Here is a 19,331-nt window from a genome sequence, read left to right on the forward strand (position 1 = left end):
GAAAAAATTAAAGAAAGGAATCACCAATGAACAGAACCCAACGAACCCTTTTTCTGATCGCCCTGTTCATGTCCTCAATCCTTTTCGCCACTCCGGTCCTGGCACACGATCTGTGGATCACCATGGACAACTACCAGATCGACCAAAATAAAACCATTAAGGGAACGGTTTTCAGCAGCCATCACTTCCCGGCCCCGGCAGCAGATGCCATATCCCCCGAACGCATGGAACGCTTCCTGTTTGTCTCTCCCGAAGGCCGGCAAGCGGTCGCAGCGGACAGTGGAAAAGGCGTCTACGGTTCCCAAACACCTTTTAAAAAAACAGGAACCTATGTTGCCGTGGCCCTTCCGGTCAACGGATTTTCCACCAAGACCCCCGATGGATATCAGCGGGGAAAGAGCCGCCAGGAAGTCAAAGATCCTATCGCCTGCAGCTACTCGCAGAAATTCGCCAAGGCGGTCTTTTCAGTGGGCAAACCCGGTGGTGACGCCTATTCGAAACCGTTGGGACATGCCATGGAAATTATCCCCATGAAGGACCCGTCGCTGTTGAAAACCGGTGATGTCCTGCCCGTCAAGGTCCTGTTGGAAGGGAAGCCGGCCCGGACCATCGTGTTCGGCACCTACGCCCGATTCACCGAGGCCGCCAACACCTTCGCTTATGCCACCCGCACCGACAAGGACGGCGTCGCCGAGGTTAAAATGATTCATGACGGCGTCTGGTTACTGATCGTCAAGGCCGAGGATAGCTATCCGGATGCGGCAAAGTGTGACCAACAGAGATGGGCCGCATCACTGACCTTTGAAGTAAAATAAAAACCCATCGCGTTCCTTCGATCATTCCGGCATTAAGCTGGAGTGATCGCAGGAACAGGCACCACTACGTTTCAAAAGGCGCTGAACATTCGGTGGTAGGTGTGTTTTATCCAACGAGCCGCAACGCTCATCCATAAGGAGAAAAAGGATTACGAGAACGTCAAACGCAGCGGCTATTACTACCAATACGCCAAAACCATCGTTCCCGGGCATGGGGTCGAAGCATCCAGCCAGGCAATTGGGCAGGAACTTGAAATCATCGCCATGGGCGATGGCCATTACCATGTGGACGAGGCCATCACCTTGAAAGTGCTCTATGACGGTGCGGTTCTGGCCGGCGGCGCATTGACCGTGGCGGTCAGCGGCGACAACGGCCAGGGGCTTGAAACCGTCCTGGGCGCCGATGGGACGGCGATCGTTCCACTTGATCAGCCGGGAAACTGGATGTTCAAGGTCAGGCACGCCGATCCGGCCAAAGGCGTTGACGACCAGTATGATGAGAAAGTGATCACGTCGGTCTTGACGGTGATGAACGTTCATTGACCATGGAATCGATGAACGGTGGAGCGAGGATAAGCGGGTTTGGCTGGGCGCCTTGTTCAAAACGACCGGCCGATTTCATGGCCTGGTCGAAAGGAAATCTAAATGGAACAATTTGCTGCGGTTGATATGAAGGTGCGGATCCAAAACTACTGGGACCGGTCGGCGAATGGATACGACAATCAATTCGGCCACGGTATCCACTCGGCCGGTGAAAAAGAATTGTGGCTTGACCTCCTTGCCCGATACCTGCCCGCTGGTGCTGGTGCCAAAATTCTGGATGTCGGCTGCGGCACCGGTTTTCTGTCGCTTCTCGCAGCGGAAATCGGATTGGACGTCACGGGCATTGATTTTTCCGAGGCCATGCGCTCCGAAGGCCGACGCAAGGCCGAGGCCGCCGGCCTTAAGGTCAACTTGTTGAAAGGGGACGCGGAGGCACCCGATTTTCCCCCGGGGACATTTGAAGCCGTTATCTCGCGCCATGTGATGTGGACATTGCCGTACCCCGGCCGGGCGCTCCGCGCCTGGAAAGACCTGCTTGCCCCCGGAGGCCGGGTGGTGGTCATCGACGGGGTATGGACACCCAGGGATTTCCCCGGACTTGTGCGTTCTTTTGTGGCGCACTTGATCAGACGCCTAAAAAATTTCAAGCGTCATTCAGCCTGGAAAAAGGAGTACATGAGAAAAAAAGGCGACCTGCCCTTTTTCGGTGGTGCCGAGCCGGAAACAATTGAGGCCTTTTTGGAGGCGGCGGGATTCACGGACATCCGACGCAATGACATGGCCGCCATCCTAGATCACGAGCGCCGCTTCGGCACCATGGAATACCGCATTGCCCATGCGAAAAACCGGCGTTATCTGATCAGTGGTCGAAAAACAGCATAAACCATATCCAAAGATGGAAAAAATAACCATGCATCAACGCTTCATTACACTCTTGCTTGTGATCACAGTGCTGGGCGCCGTATACGCTCCGCCGATTGCCGCCGAAACCCTCAGGGTGGGTGAAATGTTCGAGATCGACAGTCTCGATCCGGCCCAGGGCGGCACCTTTGTCAAGGAGAAGGCCCTGATCGCCGAAACCCTTGTCGAACCTGCCCCCGATTTTACCCTAATCCCGGGCCTGGCCGAATCATGGACAATGGTTTCCGACACGGTCTGGGAATTCAGGCTGAGAAAGGGTGTCTTTTTTCACAACGGCGCGGCCTTGACCGCCCGGACGGCGGCGGATTCCATCACCCGCGCCCTTGCCATCAATCCCGCTATCGCCGGGATCACGCGCATCAAGAACGTTGCCGCTACCGGTGAACAGACCCTTCAAATCAGAACCGACGGACCCTTCATGGCCCTGCCGGCCGCTCTGGTTTACGCGGATCTGGCCATTGTGCATCCCGAGTCCGAGACCAACGATCAGGGCATCATCGTCCATCCTATCGGCACCGGCCCCTATCAACTGGTGGCGTGGAAACGGGCCGAACAGACGGTACGGCTGACACGTAACGAGACCTATTGGGGGCCAAAGCCAAAAATCGCCCGAATTGAATTCCGCGCCATTCCCGATCCGGCCACCCGGAGCCTGGCCATTCAAAAGGGCAGTATCGACCTGGTGCCGGACGCGCCCTACGGCGATCTGGAATTGTTACGCAAAAAAGGCCTGAGCGTGACCATCGCGAACGCCGCGCGGGTCTATCAGATCTCTTTCGGCAGTCTTACGGGCACTCCTTTTGCCGATGTCCGGGTACGCAAGGCCTTGAGTCTTGCCATCAACCGAGAGGATATCGTCCGCTATGTGCTCTTCGGCATGGGCAAGCCGGCTGCAGGGCCGTACGAGGAGAATATGATGTTCGCCAATAAGGATCTGAATACTTCCGTTTTTGATCCAGGAAAAGCCAACGTGCTGTTGACGGAAGCCGGTTGGGTTGACACGGAGGGGCGCGGCGTTCGCCGGAAAGACGGCCGGCCTCTGGCCCTGACGCTCTACACGCATCCCCAGCGCCCGGGACAGAAGCCCATGGCCATGGCCATCGCCCAGCAGTGGATGGCCGTGGGCGTCAAATCCGACGTGCGCGTAATGAACTGGTCCGCGATAGGCATGGAAATGAAACCCGGCGACGCGCGCCTGGGCGCAAATGCCACGGCCATGATACCGGATCCGGACTATTACCTGAGAAGGCTTTACGCCAGGACCAGTCCGGACAACCAGTGGGGGTATGTCAACCAAACGGTCGAGGACCTGCTCTCCGAGGGTATCCGGGAGAAGGATCCGGCCAGGCGGCTTGAGACTTATAAAAAAATCCAGGCCCTGGTCGTTGAGGACCAGCCCCTGATCCATGTCTCCTATTACGGGGTCAATATCATCACCAGCCCCAAGGTCAACGGATTTGTCTTCAATCCTGTGTGCCACGACTACATGCTCAACACCCAGATGACCCTGGAGAAATAATCGCGTTATGCCCGTTCCATACCTTGTCAAACGTTTGGGCCTGACAGTACTCACCGTGGTTTCAGCTACGTTTTTGTGCTTCGTAATGCTGCGCCTTTCCCCCGGCGACCCTGCGGAACTGATCCTGCAAAAAGTCTTTGTGGGTCCGGAGGACTACATTGCGGATGAAGACGCAAGACAGACCATCGTCAGACGTTTTGAGCTGGATTCGCCCCTGTACCGGCAATACGGGGCATGGTTTAGGGCCGCGCTTGGCGGTGACTTGGGACATTCCTTCCGCACCGGCCAGCGCATCCGCGATGATATCGGCCTGCGCCTTTGGCCGACGGTTTCCTTAAGCCTCCTGGCCATGGGGCTTTCGCTGATCCTCACCGTGGCTTGCGCAACCGTAGCCGGACTGATGAAGAACCCATGGGCCAAAAAACTGATTGATATGGGGGTCGCGGCCAGTGTCGCGGTTCCCAATTTCTATTTGGCCATCGTGCTGATCATTGTCTTCAGCGTCAAGTTGGATGTACTGCCGGTCTCGGGCTACGGCAGCCCGGCCCATTTCATGCTGCCCGTCCTCACCCTGGGCCTGACGCTGTTCGGCTACACCACCGCCATCCTGAACGACGCCATTGCCAATGTGCGCCGGCAGGGATTCATCCTCAGCGCGAGGGCCAAGGGGCTGCCGGGGGCGACGGTTTTCCGGCGGCACATCCTGCGCAATGCCTTGGTGCCCGTGGCGCCTTATGTGGCCCTGCAGTTGGGGTACGTGCTGGGCGGCGTGGTGGTGGTGGAGTCGGTCTTTTCCTGGCCGGGTATCGGCAACTACCTGGTGACCAGCATTCAGACCCGGGACCTGCCCGCGATCCAGGCCTGCGTCGCTTTCATCGCCCTGGCCTTTTCCCTGTCCAACCTCTTGGCCGATGGATGCGTCAGGCTGCTGGACCCGAGAGCACGGAGGGCGACATGAAAGTGCTCACCATGAGAAATCGGCCTTTGATCGCTTGCGCAATCTTTTTCAGCGCCTTGATCCTTTGGGGCTTGGGCCGCGATCCCGTCACCATGACCTTGCCGTTGAGCTTGTCCCCGCCCAGCCCGGACCTCCCTTTCGGATCGGATCATCTGGGACGGGACATCCTGGCACGTGTGGCCCACGGCTTTTTCTGGGACATCAGTTTGAGCCTGTCGGTGGCGTTCGCATCGGCCCTGATCGGCGTCTTGTTAGGCCTTGTCTGCGCTTATGCCGGCGGCTGGGTCGATCATCTCCTGACCCTGGTCATGGATGTGGTTCTATCCCTTCCGCACATCGTCCTGGCCATGGTGCTGATGCTGTATCTCTCCTACAACCCGACAGGCCTTATCATCGCCCTAGTACTGCCGGGCTGGGTAAAATACAGCCGCATCATCCGCGCCCAGGTCATGGCACTGAAAAACGTGGACTTCATCCTTTGTGAAAAGGTCCTTGGCGCGGGATTCACCTGGATTTGCCTGCGCCACCTGCTTCCCAACGTGATCCTGCCGGTGGTGGGACTGGCGGCCTTGCACATGGGGCATACCCTGCTGTCCATCGCGAGCCTTGGTTTTCTTGGGCTCGGTCTCCAGCCGCCCGCGCCGGAATGGGGCGCCATGATCATGGAAGCCCAACCCTATATCATGCGTGCGCCCTGGACGGCGGTTTTTCCCGGGCTGTTCATCTTTGCCTACATCCTGGTGTTCACCCTGGTCGGTCGGGCCCTGGAAAAGGGGCTGCAGAATGACGGGGAGGGCTTGCGTGCTATCGATTGAGAATCTCAACGTGCGGTTCGCGCTCCGAGATGCCGATGTGATGACCGCGGTGGAAAGCGCCTGTCTGCATATTGCGGCCGGCCGAACCGTTGCCGTTATCGGCGAAAGCGGCTCAGGGAAATCCATCATGGGCCTGGCCGTCTGCGGTCTCCTGCCCAACGCGGCCATGGTCTCGGGCCGGATTGTGTTTCACGACGTAAGCCTCCTGGATCTGCACGCCGATCGGATGCGCGATCTGCGGGGCCGGCGCATCGCCTTCGTGCCGCAGAGTGCCGGGCTCTCCTTGAACCCCACCATGACCTGCGGCGGTCAGGTCGCGGAAATCTACGCCTATCGCCAGGGGCGGAACCGGCACGAATCGGCTCGCTTAACCCGTGATTTACTGGGTCGGCTCAGTCTATCGCCATCGGTGGTGGATACGTATCCGCACCTGCTTTCCGGAGGGATGCGCCAGCGAGTCCTGGTTGCCATGGGCCTTGCCGTCACCCCCGATCTGTTGATCGCCGACGAGCCCACCAAGGGCATCGACGCCTACCGCCGACAGGAGGTGATCGACCTGTTCACCCGGATGCGGGAACGCAGCCCGGACATGGCCGTTCTGGTGATTACCCACGACATCCGCCTCGCCGAAAAAATCAGCGACGAAGTGGCGGTGATGTATGCGGGCCAGGTAGTGGAGCATACCCATGCCGGCCGGTTTTTCGACCAGCCGCTGCATCCTTACAGCCGCGCCTTGCTGCAAGCCATGCCGGAACGGGGTCTGCTTCCGATTCCCGGTGTAGCCCCCAGGCCCGGCGTCAGGCCCCAGGGCTGCGTGTTCCATCCCCGCTGCCCGCTCTCGACGGCCCGTTGTGGCCGATTGGATCCCCCGATCAACGGTTGCGATGACAGCCTGGTGAGGTGTTGGCTATATGCTCGCGCTTGAGTCGATCACCAAATCCTACCCCACCGGTTTCCGTCGTAGAAACGTGGTGCTGGCCGATGTTTCCCTGCTCTTGACACAAGGGCGGATTATCGGACTGGTCGGGCCGTCCGGATGCGGCAAGTCCACTCTGGGCCATATCATCCTAGGGCTTGAACAACCGGATCGAGGCAGGGTCCTGTTTCACGGCCGGGATATCCGGCACATGAACCGCTCGTCAAAAATGGAATTCCGCAAAAACGTGCAGATGGTTCCCCAGCATCCGGATGCCGCCTTCAACCCGCGCCTTTCCATCGGCGCCAGTCTGCGGGAGGTGTTCCGGTTTCATGCCGTTTGCCCGCGCCATGAACAAGCGGACTACCTTGAGGCCACGCTGCAGCATGTGTGCGTACCGCCCGAACTTCTCAAACGTCACCCGATGCAGCTTTCCGGCGGAGAGATCCAGCGCTTGGCCATCGCCCGCGCCATCCTCACCAAACCCGCCCTTGTGGTGCTGGACGAAGCGACCTCGATGGTGGATGTCTCGGTACAGGCCGCCGTTATCCATACCTTGCGGGACCTGCACAGGGAGCACGATACGGCCTATCTTTTTATCACCCACGACATGGCCCTGGCGAATGCGTTTTGCGATGAGATTCTGTGCATGGAGCGTCGTGGGGGCTTGCCGAACGGGGTTGTCGCCAAGCGGTACAGCGTTGTTCAATCCCTGGCAGAAGAACCGTCGGCCGTGTAATCGTTGTTGAACGATGTCATTTAATCAAAACAGGAGGAGGGGTAGATGATTTACGAAACCGATCTGAAAGGAGTCATCGCCACGCGTTGGAGTATCCGGGCACGAACCTATGACCTGTCGCCGGGGCATGGAATCCATTCCGAACGCGAAAAACAAGCGTGGGTGAACATATTGTCCGCCGCCCTTGACCACAAGACGAACCTGACGGTGCTGGACGTGGGAACCGGTACCGGCGCCCTGGCGCTTCTGCTGGCGGAAATGAACCATAATGTGGTCGGTATCGATCTTTCAGAGAAGATGTTGGCGCGGGCGCATAATAAAGCGCGAACGGCTTCTCTGAATGCGGATTTCAAGATCGGGGATGCCGAATCGCCGCCCTTTGAAAAGGAATCGTTCGATGCGATCGTCTGTCGGCATCTGCTCTGGACCCTCCCCAACCCGGAGCGAGCGGTGGATGCATGGCGAGATGTCCTGAAGCCGGGAGGGCGGATCGTCATCATCGACGGTAATTTCGGGAAATCCAAGCGAACGCTCCTGCAGGAGGCGTGGCGCTACATGGCGATGCCTCTGATCCTTCTGACTGAGTTCAGGGATCCGCGGTGGAAACGGGATCTGGACACGCACCTGCCCATGCGGCAACGGGAACGCCCGGCCGCCGATATCGAAATTCTCGAAAAAGCGGGGTTCAAGGCCGACGTCAACCAGGTCAAATTGCCACGGAAGTATTCTTTGTTGAAATACATGAAATACGGCTATTCCAAGCACAGCCAATACCAGTTCGTGGTGAACGGTGTCAAAACAGCTTAAGAAGGCGTTTATCCGTCGCCGCCAATGGACCCATATCCGGGTCTGATGAATGACGGCAAGCAAATGAGAAAGGATGGGCAGCAGCCGATGATCCGTGTTACCAAACAATCCGTTTTCATCCCGATGGCCTACGCGGTCCTTATGGTTATCCTCAACTGGGGTGTTTGCCACGGTGACGACACACAGACCTTGGTCATGGGCGCGCAGAAGGACTTCATGGCCGTCTATGAAGGCAAGCACCTGATATTCGAATCCCTGGCGTCACCCGATGCGGTCGGTCATATACAGCCCCAACTGGCGGAGTCATGGACGATCTCTCCGGACGCCAAGACCTGGACGTTTGTGATGAGAAAAGGTGTCCGGTATCACGACGGCGCGGCATTCAACGCCGCGTCCGCCAAATTCAATCTGCAGCGGGCAATGGTCGATGCATATTGGGCCAAATACGTCGACGACATCACGGTGCTCGATGAATTCATTTTGAAGGTGTCCTTGAATACCTGCTTTCCAACCTTCCTGCTGGATATGGCCGGGGTAGCGCAACCGGAGAGTTTCATCAGTCCGACCGCCGTGGATCCGTCCGGGGACCCGGCGGGCAGGATCGTCCAATACGCCGGTACCGGGCCATTTAAGCTCGCGGATTACCGCAAGGACCGGGATGCCACCCTGATCCGAAACCCGGACTATTGGGGCAAGCCCGCACTTCTGGATCGGATCGTCTGGACATATACCCCGGAACCGTATGCGCAGATCATGGCGTTGAAGGCCGGTGAACTCGATATCATCGGCGTTCCCGAGCACCACTCCAGCGTCCCCTTCATGAAGCTTGGAGAACTCTCTTCCAATCCGGAACTGGTCGTCACTACCCAGTCGTATGGCCGCTACCAGGTACTTGAATTCAACTGCCGTAAAGCGCCTTTTGACGATCAGCGCGCACGAAAGGCCTTGAATTGCGCTATTGACCGGGAGACCATGGTGCGCTCGCTCTTTGGTGATATCACCGATCCATGTGGTCTGATAACAGATCCCAAGTTTGTCTGGGGGCCGTCCAATATAAACGTCGGGTACCGCTACGATCCTGAAACAGCCGAACATCTGCTCCAGGAAGCCGGATGGGTCGATAACGACGGTGACGGTATCTTGGATAAGGATGGCCGGCCCTTCGACATTAATCTTCTTGTTACCACGGGAGAGGCCAATGGAGACATGATTGCGCTGGTGGTCCAGTCGCAATTGAAAAAAATGGGAATCCGGATGCGGATTGAGACATCCATGGATGGCACGGGCAAACAGATGAGCGGTACGTACGACCTGTTTCTGCACCACAGCGGATGCCTGCCTTCGATTCCGGGAGGCATCGGTATCGGAGGGAAATATTACTCGGCCGGCGGATGGCCGTACGCCTTTCATTCAAAGGCTCTTGACGAGCTGATCGAAGCGGCCTTTACCACCACCGCCCCCGTCAAGCAACGTCGCAAATGCGATGACATCTGGCGGCTGCTTCATGATGCCAATCCATGTATTCCGCTTTACGATGTGACCAAGGCCGTGGTCATGAATAAAAAGGTGAAGGGCTTTCGGCATGGGCCGACCATGTTCGACATGGACCTGACCGGGGTTTTCATCCACCCATGATTGCATTCATCCTGCGCAGATTGTTGCTTTCGATGGTTGTCATGCTGGGTGCGGCCATCTTGTCTTTCGCGCTGATCTCCCTTGCGCCGGGCAATGCCGCCGAATCGATCCTTTCAGCGGTTCGGGTAGATGACCCGCGTATGGAAGAACTTACGTTTTTCACTGAGGCGCACGGTTTGGACAGTCCAGTGCTGATTCGGCTAACGCAGTGGGCGTGTCGACTGTCCAGGGGGGATCTGGGTACCTCCCTGAGAACCGGGGAGCCGGTGGCCGAAGAGTTCTGGTCGCGATTTCCCGCGACCCTGGTGTTGGCCACCGCATCCATGGTACTGGCGATCTTCCTCGGACTGCCGCTGGGCGTTGTCTCTGCCGTCAAACAAAACTCACGACTGGATCATCTCAGTCGTCTGATCGCCTTGGGAGGCGTATCCATACCAAATTTCTGGCTGGGCATGATGCTGATCCTGTTTTTCGGCGTCGGCCTCGGTTGGCTGCCCACCTTTGGCTATGGCGGTTTGCCGCACCTGATTCTCCCCACCATTACCCTTGGAACGGGGTTGGCTGCAATACTGATGCGTCTGCAGCGTGCCAGTATGCTGGACGTATTGAACAAAAACTATATCCGAACCGCAAGGGCCAAGGGACTCGATGAGTTCATGGTAATCGGCAAGCATGCCTTTAAGAATACCTTGATTCCGGTAATCACGATTATCGGCATACAGTTTGCTCATCTACTTTCCGGTGTGGTGATCGTGGAGGAAATTTTTGCCTGGCCTGGAATCGGTCATTTTCTCATAGAAGCGATTCATGCCAAGGATTATCCGGTGATTCAAGGCTTTGTGCTGCTCATCGCCCTCTTTTTCGTTCTCACAAACCTGTTTGTTGACATGATTTACGCCCTTTGCGATCCCCGTGTTCGGCATCTTGGCAATCGTTAACGGTTTAATAGAAATGATTCATCGATTCATTCAGGACAAATTGGCATTGGTAGGCTTAGGGATACTGTTCTTTCTCTCAATGACGGCAATTATGGCGCCAGTCTTCTCTCCCTATGATCCATTGGAATTGAATCTGGGCGCGCGATTGTTACCGCCAAGCATCAACCATCCCATGGGAACGGACGCGGTGGGCCGGGACATGCTGAGCCGAATCATATATGGGACCAGAATATCGTTGGTGATCGCAGCAGTTGTTGTCTTTTTTGAGACGTTGATTGGCTTGATCGTGGGCACTGCCGCCGGCTATTTCGGAAAGCTGGTTGATGAACTATTAATGCGGCTCGTCGACATCTTGCTGGCCTTTCCGGGTATCATCTTGTCCTTGGCCATCGTTGGAATTCGGGGCGCGTCACCAATGAATTTGATTGTCGCACTATCGTCGGTCGGCTGGGGAAAGTACGCCAGGCTCTTTCGCGGGACGATCCTCGCCGTGAAAGAAGAGCCGTTCATCGAATCCGCCAGGGCCATCGGATGCGGTAAGTTGCGAATTGCATGCTGCCATATGCTGCCAAATATCGTTTCGCCGATTATCGTACTGGCGACCATGAATATGGGGACCATTATCATCTCTACCGCCGGACTCAGCTTCATCGGCCTGGGGATTCAAGCACCGACACCGGAATGGGGCGTCATGCTCAATGAGGCAAAGCCATTCATGGAAACATATCCTCACTTGATGATTTTCCCCGGCCTGATGATCATGGTTACCGTGATGGCCTTCAATTTTCTTGGCGACGGTCTTCGCGATCTTTTTGACCTCAGCATACAGAAGATTGGCACTTAATAGCATGGTCATCTTTTGTGATATCAACAATTTGAATGTGAGCCTGCCGACGGCTTCCGGCGTTGTACAGGCATCACGCGATGTATCCCTGACAATAGGAAAGGGGGAAGCCCACTGTATCGCCGGAGAATCCGGCTGTGGAAAAACCATCGTCGCCCTTGCCATCATGCGGTTGCTTCCGAAAAATGCAATAACCCGTGGCAAAATTATCTTTAACGGCACGAATCTTTTTCATCTATCTGAAAAGGAAATGCGTGATATTCGGGGCAATCACATCGCCATGGTTTTCGAACAACCCCAGAGCTGTTTCAACCCGGTCTATACGGTGGGAGATCAACTGTCTGAAGCGGTGAGAATCCATGAGCGGTGTTCATCATCCGCGGCACGTGAGAAGGCGATCACGCTGATGACCCAGGTGAATATACCGGACCCTCGAAAACGATATGACCAATATCCGCATGAATACAGCGGTGGTATGGTGCAGCGCGCGATGATCGCGATGGCGATGGCCCTGAAACCGGCACTGCTCATCGCCGATGAACCGACGACCGCGCTCGATGTCACTACCCGGTCGCATGTTGTATCGCTGATCAAAACGTTCGTCGCTGAGTTCAACACTGCGCTTCTGCTGATCACCCACGACCTGGGGCTGGCGTTCCAACTGTGTGAGAACATCTCAATCATGTATGCGGGGAGAATCGTGGAAAGCGGTCAGATCGAAGATATTCAAAAAATGCCCCAGCACCCTTACACCCAGGCGCTGATGCATGCCTTTTCAAATGACGCATCCGCCCCCATCGGGGGCATGGCTCCCGAATTGACAAAATTGCCGACCGGATGTCCGTTTCATCCACGCTGTAAAAACAGGATGCGCATCTGCCATGAAGTGGAACCGCAGGTAAAAAATGGAGTCAGGTGCCATCTATGATTGAACCTGTTATTGAAGTCATCAACCTGAAAAAGGATTTCCAAGGCGGCCTGTTCCGCAACAAAAAGGTAAGCGCCGTGGATGGGGTATCATTTCGGATCAAAAGAGGAGAGGCCCTGGGCCTTTTGGGCGAAAGCGGCAGTGGCAAATCCACTCTGGGCCGATGCCTGCTTCGATTAATCGATCCGACGGCCGGTGAAATCTATTTTAAAGGGAAAAATATCTTGGCCATGAACGGCGATTTCCGCCCCTTTCGCAAGCGGATGCAGATTATCTTCCAAGACGCCGATGGCGCTTTAAATCCCAGAATGACGGTAAAGGATCTTCTCCTGGAGCCCTTGAAAGTACACAGGCAGCTAAATGGACGGGCGCAGGAAACCGCCGCTGCGTTGATGGCACAGGTAAACCTGCCCGCCGACTTGCTTGGTCGCTATCCCAACGCGCTCTCCGGCGGACAGCGGCAGAGAATCGCGATCTCACGGGCAATCAGTATCAAACCGGAATTTATCGTCGCTGACGAAGCGATCGCCTCCCTGGATCTCATCGGACAAGCGCAGGTCATGGCGCTCTTCAATCGCCTTAAAGCAGAGCAGCAAACCACTTTTCTCATTATATCGCACAGTCTTCGTTTCATTCGTCAAACAACGGATGCAGTGGCGGTCATGTTCACCGGAAAATTGGTTGAAATCGGAAAAACGACGGATATCCTGAACCATCCAGCCCATCCGTATACACAGGCTCTTTTATCGTCAACAAACACAAAGTTGGAGACACAATCATGAAAAACGTTTTCTTATGGATCTGTTGGCTTGCTATTTCACTGACGCTATCCTCCCTGGCATGGGGCCATGGAACAATCGGGTACACCCAATCGGCTGACGGTGTCCGGGTCAACGCCGGATATGATGACGGCGAGCCAATGAGTTATGCGGCGGTTGAGATATCCGCCCCGGAGGGTGATGTCGTGTTCCAGAAAGGCCGCACCGATCGCAACGGTGTTTTCATGTTCGTCCCCGACCAGCCCGGGAAATGGTGCATCGTGGTCAGCGATGGCATGGGGCATCGGCTGGCACTGGAACATCAGGTCGAATCATTGAACCCTGAGCAAAAGGAAACCGCCCCTGTCCAGCCGGGCAAACCCGCCCCGGTCTCCCGCCGGGAAGGCATCGTTGCAGGAATCGGAATCATCTTCGGCCTGTTCGGCCTGCTTTACGGATGGAAAATCAAACGGCGAAACGGCAAATAGGGTTTCCCCCTTGCCCCGACCCATTCCATTGGAATCGTGGGTAATCGTTTTCATGCAGGGAGCCCTTTCAGGCCATATCGCCCTATTTTCAGGGTTGACATCACAACGCGATCTGGACATAGTTGCGCGATTCGATATTTTTCCCGATGAATCGATTTCCGTGTGGTCGAGAGTGATCGATGGCAAAAAAGAACAAGAGCCGGAAAGCGCGCAAACAGGCCAAGCAGAACCTGCAGAAAATGCCGGCCGGGCAATTGAGGCAAAAAGGCGAAGCATTGCTGGCCGGCGGAAACTATCGCGAGGCGATCAATTCCCTGAAACTGGCGCTGCAGAAGGCTCCGGACGATACCGAGGCGCAACGCCTACTGGTCCGGGCCTATGCGCTCAGAGAATCTCAGTTGCGCCAAAAAGGGATGCTGAAAGAGGCCGAGGCCCTGCACCACCAGGTCCGCCAACATCGGCCCGACGTGGCGGTAATGGAAGCAGCGGACCTGCTTTTTTTTCTTGAAGCGACCGATCTGCAAAACGCCATTTCCCTTTACAACGCATATCTGGCCCATCACCCACCGGTGGGCGAGGCGGAAACCATCATTTCCGGCACCCTCCTGGAGACGAATGACTGGCAAGCCGCCACCCAAATGGCCGATGCGGCGCTGCTCAAGCCCGATCTACCGGTTCTCCGGGAAGCCGCCCGGCTGATGGACAGCGCCGACTGGGAGGCGGCCCTTGACTGCCTGAAACCCGTCACCCGCCGATCCCCCCTGGCCCCGGCCAAACTGCTGTGCCGGGCTATGGTTTGCTTCTATCAGGAAGACGATGACGGCATGCAGCGCGCCCTGGCGATGATTCCCGATCGTTTTCCCCTTCACCCGCTGGTGGAACGCCTGAAAACCGCCTCTGATCGGCTGTCTCCCCTATGGCAGGGCCAGTCCATCACCACCGATCAAATCCACTTCCTCCTGCAAACATTTAAAGATACCCAAGCTTCCGGTGCGGCCCGAATCATCAGGCGAATGGCCCAGGCGATACGCCCGCAGGATCCGCTGCCCGCCATCGAGCAGTTGCTTTGCATGCTTTTTCCCCTGGCAACGGGACAGTACCTGGATGCTTATGATTTTGTGAATCTGGCCGAGACTCTGCTCCCCGATCCGCGTGGGGGGGCCATTGCCGCTAAGTTCGATTTTCTGGCGTTCGATGATTATTTTGCGGACACGGACACCTACATTGATCGTCTCGATGTGGAATTTCCCGACCCGGCGGATCGTGCCGTGGCCACGTCCATGGTGCTTTCAGCGTCCGTGGAATGGGTCGTCGAGCAGGGGATTCAATATGAGGCGGTCCACACCAGCCGGTTTGCAAAAGGTGCGCTGAAACGTCTCGGTGCGACATCCAACGAACCGGCGCTCGTGCTACTGGAAATCGTTCTCCGGGCCATCGAACTGGATCCGCAAAACGCCCAGGCCCAAAACCTGCTGAACCGACTGCCGGGGACTTCACGCGAGGCCAAGCGCTTGAAGGAGACCGGGCTGCTGAAGCTGGTCGAAAAGCACCCTGACGATCCGGCGGCCTGTATCGCCCTGGCCAGGCTCTATCTGAAAAAAAACGCCCTGCGCAAAGCCGAAACGCATCTCCGGGAAGCGGAACGACGGGCACCTCACGACGAGCAGGTCAAGGAAATGCATGTCCTGACCCTGCTCCGATCGATCGATACCAATTTGAAGCGCGCCAAATTCCATCTGGTCAAAACGGACCTGGGAAAGGTCGAGGCCCTGAACGCCAGAAAGCTGGCTGCCCATGTGGCGGCCCGGCACATCCTGTTGGAAATGGCGCATACCGGCCAACTGTCCCTCTTCGGCGACGGCATCCAACCCGGAGAAAAGGAGACGCTGCCGACAATCATTGACCGGCATACCGCCCCCCTGTCCGCAGCCGGGCAGTTCGCTGCCCTCGGCATCATGGACATTGACCGGCAGCAACGCCCGGAAATCTGGAACAAGGCCCGGAACAAATGCCTGGAGCAGTGTTTCAAAAGCCGGAGGGCGGCCATCGGCACGTTGACCTCCAAAGCGATGCACAATTTATTATTACCCGACATCGACACGTTGCCGGCAGGTTTTGGGCAGGCGGCATGGCTTGATATTTTCGTCAGCCGCTATAAACAGATCTTCGAGCCCCTCAGCGATAAGGATGCCCTTCCGGTGGTGGAGGCCCTCATCGAAATGCACAGCGAGGATGTGTGCCTCAAAGAGATCCAACGCCGGCTGAAATATGCGTCCGAACCGTATCTGACCCTCCTCCGGTTCTACCGGATGGTGGTGCAGCACAACATCGGTTCGTCCCGATCGACTGCCGCCGATTTTTCCGCCCTCATCGATGGTGTGCCGTCACAACACAAGGAGATGTTTCGCAGTGCGGCCCGGCGGCTCTCCCGATCGGCCCGGTGGCCGCTTCGTGCCGCACTGGAACACTTCGATTTCGAGCTGCTGGATTCCCAATGCAACTGCCCGATCTGCTCAGGCCGGGCAGACATGAATGACTTTGATGAGGAAATCGACGACTGGACCGATGACGACTACCTGGATAGCCTGATATCGGAAATAAACCATCCTGACCAGGTTTTTGCCTCGATGGCGGAAGCCTTTGTCGACACGCTCGATCTGCGCGGGGCCAGCCCAAGGGAACTCAAGCGGCGGCGCAAGGAGATGATGAACGATTACCAAAGCAGAACCATGTTGGCCGACATGGCCAAAACCATACCGCCCATCGTGGCCATGCGGCTTTCGGACGAGGCGCGTTACCTGCTTTTCGGATAGGGGGTGGATTTTGCTGGCAGATTATCTGATGCTCGGCCTGGAACCGGGAGCCACCGACGAGGCGGTTCGCGAACGCTACCTGGCCATGATCAAAATCCATCCACCGGAGCATGACCCGCAGGGGTTTCAGGATATCACCCTGGCCTATGAACGGTTGAAAGACAGGCACAGCCGCATCCGTCACCAGTTGTTCGGTTATCAGGCGGCCAGCGATGTGGAGGCATCCCTGGGCTACCTGGCGAGGGCAGCGAAACCGTCCCGCCATCGTGCCGGACTCAAGGCATTGCTGAACGCACTGAAAAAAACCGACGCGGGCCGATCGAAATGAGGCTCCTTTCCTTCTTGTAGGGTTGAAATGAAACCATCGATATTGACCCACAACATCCGCCGTGGCTGGCAATGGTGCTTTCAAACATGGATCGCGCCTTCACTCCGGCACACGGCCACTCTTTTTCTGCACTGGGCCGCCAGTGCCAATGACTCGTCCGTCGCATCCGGCAAGTGGAAAGAAAAGGCGATGGACGATTTTTCATCCTGGCTGGCGGCGCTCCCGGACACGGGTCCCGATGGCGAACCCGATCCGCAGGCGTGCGATCTGTACACGCTGCTCACCGAATTTGCGGCCCTGCGCCAGGAAATCAACCTGCAGACCCGACAGCAGCGCAAAACCTTACGATCACAGACGGAACTGGCCGAGCAATTCGGCCGGCTCGGTGAACAATTCGATGTCCGTATCGCCCAGCTGGACCAGATTCGCGACGCCCTTTGCCAGGGCATCGAAGAAAAAACGGCGGCGGCGTTCTTCGATATCCGCGACGCCCTGGTACGAGGCGAAAAGGCCACCCGCAGCGTGGCCGGCAAGCGCGGTTTCTGGCGGCGCGCACCCAAAGGCATCGATACCCTAGCGGAAGGGTATGCCATGGCACGGCGGCGCTTCGATCATGCCCTGGACCAGTTGGGCATCACGCCGATCGTCACTACGGGCCGGCCCTTTGATGCCACATGCATGCGGGCGGTGGACAAACGCCATGTTGCCGACAGCGCCCCGGGAATCGTCATCGAAGAAATCGCCGGTGGGTTCATTCGCGCGGAAAAAGTGCTGCGCACAGCCGAAGTCGTGGTCAACGCATAGTAATCATCCGGAAGGAATGTCATGACAACAATCGTTGGAATCGATCTGGGAACCACCAATTCGGAAGTTGCGGTTTACGCTGACGGCAAGATATCGATCATCACCAATGACGACAACGGCATTGTCCCTTCGGTGGTCGGGATGGACGAAAACGGAGCCGTGATCGTCGGCCGGCAGGCCATGAATCAAGCGGTGGTCGCACCGGAGCGGACCGTTCTTTCCATCAAGCGCCGTATGGGCAGCGATGCGGTGATCGAACTTGGCGAAAACAGGTTTTCCCCTCAGGAGATTTCGGCCTTTATCCTCAAGGCCCTGAAGCAGCGGGCGGAAAAGCACCTTGGCCGGCCCGTGACCCAGGCGGTCATCACCGTTCCGGCCTACTTTACCGATGTCCAACGCCAGGCAACCCGGGAAGCCGGCCAAATCGCCGGCCTGGAGGTGGTTCGGATCATCAACGAGCCCACGGCAGCGGCACTGACCTACGAACGCGGCAACACCCAGACCCGTCGGTTGCTGGTTTACGATCTGGGGGGCGGAACCTTCGATGTCTCCATCGTAACAATTGAAAACGGTGTGGTGGAAGTACTGGCCAGCACCGGGGACAACAAACTGGGCGGTGACGACTTTGATAAGAAAATCGTCGCCGAGTTGGTGACCCACCTGAAAAACAAATACGGGATGGACGTTTCCGGCGATCGTTTTGTCATGGCCCGGCTTCTGCGGGCCGCCGAGACCGCCAAATGTGCGCTTTCCACCGAACCGTATACCCGGATCGAAGAGGACCACCTTACCAGCAAAGACGGCCAGGTAATTCATCTCTCCATGGAGTTGAACCGCGACCATTTCGAAACCCTCATCGAAGCGGATCTTTCCCGAACCATGCAAGCCGTTACCCGCGCCCTGAAAGATGCCGATATGCTGCCGGGGGCCATCGATCAGATCATTCTGGTCGGTGGATCGACGCGGATTCCCAGGATCGCCCAGCTCCTGGAAGAAAAATTCGGTATCCCTCCCCATGGAGAGATCGACCCGGATCTGTGCGTCGCCATGGGTGCCGGCATCCAGTCGGCCCGGGAGACGGGGCAGGACCATGCCAGCGTACTGGTTGACATCACTCCGTACACCTTCGGCACCTCGGCCGTCGGGGAAGTCAACGGTGAACCGAGCATGTCCCAATTTGTGCCGTTGATCCGGCGAAACACCAAACTGCCGGCCAGCCGCAGTGAAGTCTTCTATACCATGTACGACAATCAGGAAGCCGTGGATGTCACGGTTTACCAGGGGGAAGAACCCGATGCCACCGAAAACGTCCTTTTGGGCAACTATCTGTTCAACCTGACCAAGGCACCGGCCGGCAGCCAGATCGCCCTCTACTTCGACCTCAATCTCAACGGCATTCTGAAACTCAAAGCGCTGGAAAAACACACCGGGAAATATATCGATGCGGTGATTGAAAACGCGCTTCCGCGCCTGGACGAAGAAGACCTGGACCAGACCCGCCAGCGTATCGATGCGCTATGGCCCCAGGCGCCGGGCAGCGATGCGCAACCGGAAACAGATACGCTTCCATCCGAATATACCGACCTTGTCCGTCGCGCCCAAGGGCATTTGGACGGCACCATCGAAGAAGAGGATCGCGAAGAAATCGTCAACCTGATCGAAGATATCCGTGACGCCCTCAAGGCCGGCGATTCGGACCGGGCCCGGCAGCATCGCGATACCCTGGATGATCTGCTGTTTTACATAGAAGACTAAAAGGCGT

At 56.9% G+C, this 19,331-nt stretch carries 19 protein-coding genes; all 19 read left to right on the forward strand.

Features of this window, described 5'->3' with window-relative positions; all coding sequences use genetic code 11:
- Positions 1-26 precede the first annotated feature (26 nt).
- The gene (locus GN112_RS13885) at positions 27-815 is read left to right on the forward strand and encodes a DUF4198 domain-containing protein (protein ID WP_155310765.1); all 789 of its coding nucleotides are present in this window, start codon (positions 27-29) and stop codon (positions 813-815) included.
- Between the two features lie 99 nt (positions 816-914).
- On the forward strand, positions 915-1,358 hold the full coding sequence (locus GN112_RS13890; RefSeq protein WP_155310766.1) for a DUF4198 domain-containing protein: 444 nt from the start codon (positions 915-917) through the stop codon (positions 1,356-1,358).
- Between the two features lie 102 nt (positions 1,359-1,460).
- Complete coding sequence (locus GN112_RS13895; RefSeq protein WP_155310767.1) at positions 1,461-2,240, forward strand: class I SAM-dependent methyltransferase; 780 nt, start codon at positions 1,461-1,463, stop codon at positions 2,238-2,240.
- A gap of 28 nt (positions 2,241-2,268) precedes the next feature.
- Complete coding sequence (locus GN112_RS13900; protein ID WP_162458932.1) at positions 2,269-3,798, forward strand: ABC transporter substrate-binding protein; 1,530 nt, start codon at positions 2,269-2,271, stop codon at positions 3,796-3,798.
- 7 nt (positions 3,799-3,805) lie between these two features.
- Entirely contained in the window at positions 3,806-4,756 is a 951-nt protein-coding gene (locus GN112_RS13905; protein WP_155310769.1) for an ABC transporter permease, read from the forward strand.
- Positions 4,753-5,571: an ABC transporter permease gene (locus tag GN112_RS13910; RefSeq protein ID WP_162458933.1), complete on the forward strand. Its 819-nt coding sequence runs from the start codon at positions 4,753-4,755 to the stop codon at positions 5,569-5,571. Before GN112_RS13905 ends, GN112_RS13910 begins: the two co-directional genes overlap by 4 nt.
- Entirely contained in the window at positions 5,558-6,496 is a 939-nt protein-coding gene (locus GN112_RS13915) for an ABC transporter ATP-binding protein (protein ID WP_162458934.1), read from the forward strand. Before GN112_RS13910 ends, GN112_RS13915 begins: the two co-directional genes overlap by 14 nt.
- Entirely contained in the window at positions 6,483-7,226 is a 744-nt protein-coding gene (locus tag GN112_RS13920) for an ABC transporter ATP-binding protein (protein WP_155310772.1), read from the forward strand. The genes GN112_RS13915 and GN112_RS13920 overlap by 14 nt, the downstream gene beginning before the upstream one ends.
- Before the next feature lie 45 nt (positions 7,227-7,271).
- Entirely contained in the window at positions 7,272-8,033 is a 762-nt protein-coding gene (locus GN112_RS13925) for a class I SAM-dependent methyltransferase (RefSeq protein WP_155310773.1), read from the forward strand.
- A gap of 87 nt (positions 8,034-8,120) precedes the next feature.
- Positions 8,121-9,668: an ABC transporter substrate-binding protein gene (locus GN112_RS13930; RefSeq protein ID WP_162458935.1), complete on the forward strand. Its 1,548-nt coding sequence runs from the start codon at positions 8,121-8,123 to the stop codon at positions 9,666-9,668.
- Positions 9,665-10,606 (forward strand): nickel ABC transporter permease, encoded by a 942-nt coding sequence (gene nikB / locus GN112_RS13935; RefSeq protein WP_155310775.1) that lies wholly within the window; start codon positions 9,665-9,667, stop codon positions 10,604-10,606. The genes GN112_RS13930 and nikB overlap by 4 nt, the downstream gene beginning before the upstream one ends.
- Complete coding sequence (nikC, locus tag GN112_RS13940; RefSeq protein WP_197743327.1) at positions 10,581-11,450, forward strand: nickel transporter permease; 870 nt, start codon at positions 10,581-10,583, stop codon at positions 11,448-11,450. Before nikB ends, nikC begins: the two co-directional genes overlap by 26 nt.
- Positions 11,440-12,378 carry an ABC transporter ATP-binding protein gene (locus GN112_RS13945; RefSeq protein ID WP_155310776.1) on the forward strand — a complete coding sequence of 313 codons (939 nt, stop codon included), beginning with the start codon at positions 11,440-11,442 and terminating at the stop codon, positions 12,376-12,378. Before nikC ends, GN112_RS13945 begins: the two co-directional genes overlap by 11 nt.
- Positions 12,375-13,160 carry an ATP-binding cassette domain-containing protein gene (locus tag GN112_RS34855; protein WP_155310777.1) on the forward strand — a complete coding sequence of 262 codons (786 nt, stop codon included), beginning with the start codon at positions 12,375-12,377 and terminating at the stop codon, positions 13,158-13,160. Before GN112_RS13945 ends, GN112_RS34855 begins: the two co-directional genes overlap by 4 nt.
- Positions 13,157-13,624, forward strand: coding sequence for a hypothetical protein (locus GN112_RS13955; protein WP_155310778.1), 468 nt, complete (start codon positions 13,157-13,159; stop codon positions 13,622-13,624). Before GN112_RS34855 ends, GN112_RS13955 begins: the two co-directional genes overlap by 4 nt.
- Before the next feature lie 179 nt (positions 13,625-13,803).
- The gene (locus tag GN112_RS13960; protein ID WP_155310779.1) at positions 13,804-16,437 is read left to right on the forward strand and encodes a tetratricopeptide repeat protein; all 2,634 of its coding nucleotides are present in this window, start codon (positions 13,804-13,806) and stop codon (positions 16,435-16,437) included.
- A gap of 10 nt (positions 16,438-16,447) precedes the next feature.
- Positions 16,448-16,765 carry a molecular chaperone DnaJ gene (locus GN112_RS13965; RefSeq protein ID WP_155310780.1) on the forward strand — a complete coding sequence of 106 codons (318 nt, stop codon included), beginning with the start codon at positions 16,448-16,450 and terminating at the stop codon, positions 16,763-16,765.
- 27 nt (positions 16,766-16,792) lie between these two features.
- A complete protein-coding gene (locus GN112_RS13970) occupies positions 16,793-17,569 on the forward strand; it encodes a nucleotide exchange factor GrpE (RefSeq protein ID WP_155310781.1) in 777 nt (258 codons plus the stop codon).
- Between the two features lie 21 nt (positions 17,570-17,590).
- On the forward strand, positions 17,591-19,324 hold the full coding sequence (locus GN112_RS13975) for an Hsp70 family protein (RefSeq protein ID WP_155310782.1): 1,734 nt from the start codon (positions 17,591-17,593) through the stop codon (positions 19,322-19,324).
- The last annotated feature ends 7 nt before the right edge of the window (positions 19,325-19,331 follow it).

Origin of the sequence: Desulfosarcina ovata subsp. ovata (assembly GCF_009689005.1) — a bacterium.
Lineage (GTDB): Bacteria > Desulfobacterota > Desulfobacteria > Desulfobacterales > Desulfosarcinaceae > Desulfosarcina > Desulfosarcina ovata.

Excerpts from the sequence above, each read along its gene's own strand:
- GN112_RS13885 (WP_155310765.1), top strand. The coding sequence starts at position 27 with ATGAACAGAACCCAACGAACCCTTTTTCTGATCGCCCTGTTCATGTCC.
- GN112_RS13930 (WP_162458935.1), top strand. The coding sequence starts at position 8,121 with ATGATCCGTGTTACCAAACAATCCGTTTTCATCCCGATGGCCTACGCG.
- GN112_RS13910 (WP_162458933.1), top strand. The coding sequence starts at position 4,753 with ATGAAAGTGCTCACCATGAGAAATCGGCCTTTGATCGCTTGCGCAATC.
- GN112_RS13900 (WP_162458932.1), top strand. The coding sequence starts at position 2,269 with ATGCATCAACGCTTCATTACACTCTTGCTTGTGATCACAGTGCTGGGC.
- GN112_RS34855 (WP_155310777.1), top strand. The coding sequence starts at position 12,375 with ATGATTGAACCTGTTATTGAAGTCATCAACCTGAAAAAGGATTTCCAA.
- GN112_RS13975 (WP_155310782.1), top strand. The coding sequence starts at position 17,591 with ATGACAACAATCGTTGGAATCGATCTGGGAACCACCAATTCGGAAGTT.
- GN112_RS13920 (WP_155310772.1), top strand. The coding sequence starts at position 6,483 with ATGCTCGCGCTTGAGTCGATCACCAAATCCTACCCCACCGGTTTCCGT.
- GN112_RS13970 (WP_155310781.1), top strand. The coding sequence starts at position 16,793 with ATGAAACCATCGATATTGACCCACAACATCCGCCGTGGCTGGCAATGG.
- GN112_RS13925 (WP_155310773.1), top strand. The coding sequence starts at position 7,272 with ATGATTTACGAAACCGATCTGAAAGGAGTCATCGCCACGCGTTGGAGT.
- GN112_RS13895 (WP_155310767.1), top strand. The coding sequence starts at position 1,461 with ATGGAACAATTTGCTGCGGTTGATATGAAGGTGCGGATCCAAAACTAC.
- GN112_RS13955 (WP_155310778.1), top strand. The coding sequence starts at position 13,157 with ATGAAAAACGTTTTCTTATGGATCTGTTGGCTTGCTATTTCACTGACG.
- GN112_RS13960 (WP_155310779.1), top strand. The coding sequence starts at position 13,804 with ATGGCAAAAAAGAACAAGAGCCGGAAAGCGCGCAAACAGGCCAAGCAG.
- nikB (WP_155310775.1), top strand. The coding sequence starts at position 9,665 with ATGATTGCATTCATCCTGCGCAGATTGTTGCTTTCGATGGTTGTCATG.
- GN112_RS13905 (WP_155310769.1), top strand. The coding sequence starts at position 3,806 with ATGCCCGTTCCATACCTTGTCAAACGTTTGGGCCTGACAGTACTCACC.